This window comes from Romboutsia sp., from assembly GCF_051659545.1.
Lineage (GTDB): Bacteria > Bacillota > Clostridia > Peptostreptococcales > Peptostreptococcaceae > JBOFOR01.
In genome coordinates this window covers 21,661-27,660 of the sequence record NZ_JBOFOR010000247.1, presented here as the reverse complement: position 1 = coordinate 27,660, position 6,000 = coordinate 21,661, and the positions used below count along the sequence as shown (strand labels likewise).

Here is a 6,000-nt window from a genome sequence, read left to right as displayed (position 1 = left end):
GGAACTTGCATCTACTGAGTTTTCAATTAACTCTTTAGCTACAGAAGAAGGCCTCTCAACAACCTCTCCTGCAGCTATTTTATTTATAGTCAAATCATCTAATATATTAATTTTCTTCATATATACCTCCCCCCGTCTGATTTTACGACATAGGGTTATTTAGTGTTGCTCTTTGCTTTTTTTTGTAGCATATATAGTGCATTCATAGCATCTAATGGCGTCATAGTTAAGATATCTAGGTTTATAATTTCATCACATAAATTATTGTCCTCTATGCTATCAAATGACATTTGTGTTAAAGCTACTTCTTGTACACTTTCTACGCTATTTATTTGCTCATTTAACTTTTTGTTTTCTTTTGTTAATTTTTCTTTTTCATTTTTTGCACTTTTGTAAGTTTTAAGTAAAGCTTCATGCTCTATTTTTAAAGTTTCATATTCATTTTTAAAGTTATTTTCACTTATGGATACATTGTTACCACTTTCATTTATTGCTACGCTGTTGTAAATGTGATTTTTTTCTAAGTCCTTAAGTATAACTCTTGATCTATCTATTACACCATCTGGAAGTTTCGCTAGTTTCGCAACATATATACCGTAACTTTTATCTGCTCCTCCAGGTATTATTTTTCTTAGGAATATTATACCTTCATTATCTTCTTTTACTGCTACTGAATAGTTTTTGACATCATCAAATTCATTTTCTAAGTCTGTAAGTTCATGGTAATGTGTTGCAAACAATGTTTTACACTTTATTTCACTTTGTATATACTCAACTATAGACCATGCAAGACTTATACCATCATAAGTACTTGTTCCTCTTCCTATTTCATCAAGTATTACTAAACTTTTGTCTGTAGCATTTTTTAGTATATGACTTACTTCACTCATTTCTACCATAAATGTAGATTGACCTTGTGCTAAATCATCACTAGCTCCAACTCTAGTAAAGATCCTATCTAGTATTGGTACGTTAGCATATTCTGCTGGAACAAAAGATCCTATATGTGCCATTAAAGCTATTACAGCAGTTTGTCTCATATAAGTAGACTTACCTGCCATATTTGGTCCTGTAATTATATTTATTATGTTTTCACCACTATTTAGATACGTATCATTAGGAACAAAGTTTTCTTCTCCTACAATATTTTCTATAACTGGATGACGCCCATTTTTTATATCTAATTTGTTTGCTTCATTTATAACAGGTTTAACATAGTTATGCATATAAGCTACGGTTGCTAAACCTACAAATACATCTATATTTGCAATAGTTTTAGCTACTTTTTGTATTCTATCTATATTTTTGTAAATTTGATTTCTTATACTTACAAAAATTTCATATTCTAAGCTTTTTATTTTTTCTTCAGCATTAAGTATTTTATCTTCTATTTCCTTAAGTTCTGGTGTTATAAATCTTTCTGCATTGCTTAGAGTTTGTTTTCTTATATAAGTTTCATCTAGTTTTGCTGTAGATAAATTTGCTCTAGTTATTTCTATATAGTATCCAAACACTTTGTTAAATCCTATTTTTAAAGATTTAACACCCGTTTTTTCTTTTTCACGATTTTCTATTTCCTTTATCATAAAGGCTCCGTTTTTAGAGATATCACGAAGTTCCTTTAAGCCATCGTTAAAATCTGACTTAATTATATTTCCATCCTTTATAGTTAAAGCTGGTTCTTCAAGTATAGCTTCGTTTATAAGCTCGTAAATATCATTTAAGTCCTCCATTTCTTCAACATAGTTTTTTAAGATTTTAGCATTTGATAAATTAATAGTTTCCTTAAGCTCTGGAAGCTTTTCTATAGAATTTCTAAGGTGTATCATTTCCTTTGGTGTAACTTTTTCAAAAGCTATTTTCCCACAGATTCTCTCTATATCATAGACATTTTTAAGAGTCTCATTTAAATCTTCTCTTAACATAAAGTCTTCTTTAATTTCTTCTATAACATTTAATCTTTCTTCTATTTTTGTTTTATTTACAAGTGGCTCTTCTACATATTTTCTCATCATTCTACCGCCCATTGCAGTAGAGGTTTTATCTAGTACATGAAGTAATGAGCCTTTCTTTTTGTTTCCTCTTATGGTTCCTGTTAATTCTAAGTTTACCCTTGTAAACATATCTAGAACCATATACTCCGTAGAGTTATATACATTTATATTATTAATATTTGAAGTTACTTGTTTTTGAGTATTGTATATATAGTTAAGTAGTATTGATAAACTATTTTTTATTAAGTTCTTTTCATCAAACTTAGTGTTCTCTAAGTAATCTGTACTGAAATACTGTTTTAATATACTGTTCTCTAAATAACTTTCATTAAAGTTTTGATTTATATATATGTTACTTAAGGTTGCGATACTATTTAAACGAGGTATAAATTCTAAATCATTTAATATTATTTCAGTAGGATGAACCTTTGCTATTTCCTCTACTACTTTATCGGTATTTAAAAAAGTAGCATTTACTTCTCCTGTACTTATATCTACATATGTTAGTCCAGCAGTTTCTCCTTCTATATATAAAGACATAAGGTAATTATTTTTTTTGTTTTCTAGTAAGCTTCCTTCAAGTACTGTTCCAGGTGTTACTACTCTTATAACATCACGCTTTACTAATCCTTTTGCAGTAGATGGATCTTCTAATTGTTCTCCTATAGCTACTTTGTATCCATTTTCCACTAATTTTGATATATATGAGTTTGCACTATGAAATGGTATCCCACACATTGGTGCACGTTCTTCTAATCCACAAGACTTTCCTGTTAATGCTATTTCTAAAGTTTTTGAAGCTACTATTGCATCTTCAAAGAACATTTCGTAAAAATCTCCTAATCTAAAGAACAGTATACAATCTGAGTATCTATCCTTTACTTCTAGGTACTGTTTCATCATTGGTGTTAATTTATTTCTATCTATATTCATAATAAGGAGTCCTCCTTTATTTCTTTATTATTTTTGTTTTTGTCTAATTTATTATTATAACATAATTAAGAATTATTATTAAGAATTAATAATGTTTTCTTTACAAAAAAGAACACACTGATATATTTATCAATATGTTCTTTATTTAACCGGTTTTTATTAAATTTTCTAACCTAATCTGTGTACTAGACAATCCATTGTTGTTCTCATATCTACAGCTGATTTTCTTGAAACATATTCTTTAGTATATTTTTCTGCATGTACTAAATTTCTATACTCTCTAGCTGTATGCATAATCTCTTTTTCATTTTCATCTATAATATTAGTATTATAGGCCTTTTCAATACGTTCAAAAAATGATTTATCTTGTGTATTAGTAAAATACAATAACCCCTCGTAAATAGCCGCACACATTAGTGAATAGGTTAACCAGGCTTTATTTTCAAAAGATTTTTCTCCTTCATAATAATATTGCCCTAATCTTTGTGCCAATTCGTTATTTTCTTTTAATATATTTGGAAACAATAATTTATAGTCCCTAATTTCCTTATAATTAATTACTAATATAGATATTTCTTCTAATCTTGAATATGTTTTAGCATATCCTTTTAAAATTAATCTGCCATCCTTTAATAAGAAGTCACTCTCTAGTTCATTAGAAATAGAACCATTATAAAAAGTATATGATATTATTCCAAATGCATTGGTTATTGGCAAATCATAAACTATATCATTCTTATTTAAATATGTATCTTTTTTATGTAATTTAAGTATAAAATCTTTCATAAAACACCCCTCAAATTATATAATACTATTTTTTATTATATTTTTAAATACCTATTTGTTGATAATGCGCGATTGTTATCTAATGCAAAGTAATGGTACTTTTGATATCATATATGTAAATAGGAATTTGTAAATAAGATTAAGTTAAAAATACAAATGTTCTCAATTGTTATGTAATGCGAATTGAAAGTATAAGCTTTTGAATAGATAAATAAAAATTAGGGAGGTAAAATATTGATTAAAGACAAAGTGAAAAAACTTAAGTTTTTTATATGTGTAAATATAATTTTGGCTACTATAATAGGTGTGTATGCTCAAAATATTACATTCTATATAGTAGGAGATTCTTTAGTAAGGAATCCAATTTTATATTGGTTAACTATTTTAACAGTACTAAGTATAGCATTATTCGTAGTAACACCAATAGTGATATACAGATTTATTAAAAAATCATCAGTTGAGAAACGAGTATTTATTCCATATCTAATTACTAATGGTTTAATAGGTATTCTAACTTCGATGTTTTCAATATTTATTTTAGTTATGAGTTGGGGATAACAATAATTACATAAGGTAACAAAAATATATAGAAAAAGAACACCTATAGGTTATGGGGATTTTATAAAAATGGTCTTTAATTATTAACTCGTATTATCAATATAATGTGAACCATAGTAAATAGATAAACTTCAATTTAGTGAGTAGATTTAATAAACAGCATTAATATATTACGAATAAAAAAGCAACTATACTAGATATAAAATATCTCACATAGTTGCTTTTTAGTATGAACACGATTCATGTCCTTTTTTATTTAAGCTTTTAATATCCTTTTAAACTTTTTAGAATATAAAACAACTAATAAAAAACTAGAAATTGGCGTTGCTAAAAATACTGCAAATTGCGGTGTAATATTCATAATATTATATTTTGAAAATATAATAGGAAGTATTATTGATAATGGTATAAGCAACAATATCTGTCTTGTCAGTTCTAATTTACTTGCACTTTGCTCTTCTCCTGAAACCTGCATAAAAGTAATTAAAGTATATATTATCCCTAAGAATGGGAATGCTACAACTATTATTTTTACTATAGGTATTGCCAAACTTATTATGCCTAAATCAGAAGTAAATATTTTAGCTATTTTATCTGCAAATATGAATACTAAAATTGTTACACTTATAGCATAAGTCATACTATATTTAACAGTTTTCCCTTTTACAATGCCTTCTTTAGTTTTATCCTTGCTTCCATGGAAATAAGCAATAACAGATTGAACTCCTTGTGTTAATCCTATTAATGGCAACAATATAACCATATTTATATTGCTACAAATAGACCATGCTCCTATATATGAAACACTTCCGTAGGTTATCAAAACTTTATTAATAACAAAACTACTTACACTATTCAATGATTGCATTAAAAATTGTACAAACCCTATTTTAACTAAGGATATTAGTATTTCTTTGCCTTCTTCAAAACTTAAATTACTTTTCTTTATCCATAATCCTTTTTTCTTTAGGAATGCAAAAGTAATTAAAAAGTAGTAAACTTCACTAACTAAAGTTGATAGTGCAATACCTCTAATTCCCATATTAAATCCAAAGGTAAAAATCACATTAAACACTATATGAATAATAGTTGCTGATACTCCAACAAAAACTTCTACTCTCGGGTACCCGAATGCTCTAATATTATTTACTAACATATATCCTACCGAGCTGAAAACATTAAATACTATAGCTATGTTTAAAAATTCTTTTGCAAGTACCTTTACTTCACCAGTTGCTCCAAGAATGTTTAATAGAGGATCTTGTAATAAAAATATTAATAAAGATATTATGAAACTAGATACAAAACTAGCATAAAACCCTACTTTAAAAGTATTATTAACCTTATCTTTATTATTTTCACCAAGTCTTTTAGATATTACTATACTTGTAGATACTCCAAATATTAATTGTGCTGCAATTAATAAAAGTAGTATTGGACTTAGCATTCCCATAGCAGATAATGCAACATTACTTATAGTTCCTAAATGTCCTGCAAATGCAGTATCTATCATAGATGCTAATGACTCAAGAACTAAAGAGCATATAGTTGGAAAAGAAAATAATACTATTAGCTGTTGTATAGATTTTTTTTCAAATATATTATCACTATGCATTTTTAATCTCCATCTCTGATAAATTTATTGCTTCTTTCTTATTATATTTCTTCGTATTTCTTATATTCAATTTCATACCTATTTCTCCTTAAAATCAGCTATTCTCTAGCTATA

Annotated in this window: 4 protein-coding genes; 1 reads left to right on the top strand and 3 read right to left on the bottom strand. The window is 27.1% G+C overall.

Annotated elements, in window-relative coordinates:
• Positions 1-155: 155 nt before the first annotated feature.
• Both mutS and ACRC03_RS14155 read right to left on the bottom strand, forming a co-directional pair.
• Positions 156-2,927, bottom strand: coding sequence for a DNA mismatch repair protein MutS (gene mutS / locus ACRC03_RS14160; RefSeq protein WP_438653233.1), 2,772 nt, complete (start codon positions 2,925-2,927; stop codon positions 156-158).
• 168 nt (positions 2,928-3,095) lie between these two features.
• Positions 3,096-3,713 carry a DUF4145 domain-containing protein gene (locus tag ACRC03_RS14155; protein ID WP_438653232.1) on the bottom strand — a complete coding sequence of 206 codons (618 nt, stop codon included), beginning with the start codon at positions 3,711-3,713 and terminating at the stop codon, positions 3,096-3,098.
• A 234-nt stretch (positions 3,714-3,947) separates the two neighbouring features.
• Between ACRC03_RS14155 and ACRC03_RS14150 the strand changes: the two genes are divergently transcribed.
• Positions 3,948-4,271 carry a hypothetical protein gene (locus ACRC03_RS14150; RefSeq protein ID WP_438653231.1) on the top strand — a complete coding sequence of 108 codons (324 nt, stop codon included), beginning with the start codon at positions 3,948-3,950 and terminating at the stop codon, positions 4,269-4,271.
• Positions 4,272-4,527: 256 nt separating this feature from the next.
• On the opposite strand, the gene ACRC03_RS14145 is transcribed toward ACRC03_RS14150, so the two are convergent.
• Positions 4,528-5,886 (bottom strand): MATE family efflux transporter, encoded by a 1,359-nt coding sequence (locus ACRC03_RS14145; protein ID WP_438653230.1) that lies wholly within the window; start codon positions 5,884-5,886, stop codon positions 4,528-4,530.
• Between the last annotated feature and the right edge of the window lie 114 nt (positions 5,887-6,000).

What these genes read in the sequence shown, in the direction of transcription:
- ACRC03_RS14145 (WP_438653230.1), bottom strand. Translation starts at nt 5,886, where the DNA reads ATGCATAGTGATAATATATTTGAAAAAAAATCTATACAACAGCTAATA.
- mutS (WP_438653233.1), bottom strand. Translation starts at nt 2,927, where the DNA reads ATGAATATAGATAGAAATAAATTAACACCAATGATGAAACAGTACCTA.
- ACRC03_RS14155 (WP_438653232.1), bottom strand. Translation starts at nt 3,713, where the DNA reads ATGAAAGATTTTATACTTAAATTACATAAAAAAGATACATATTTAAAT.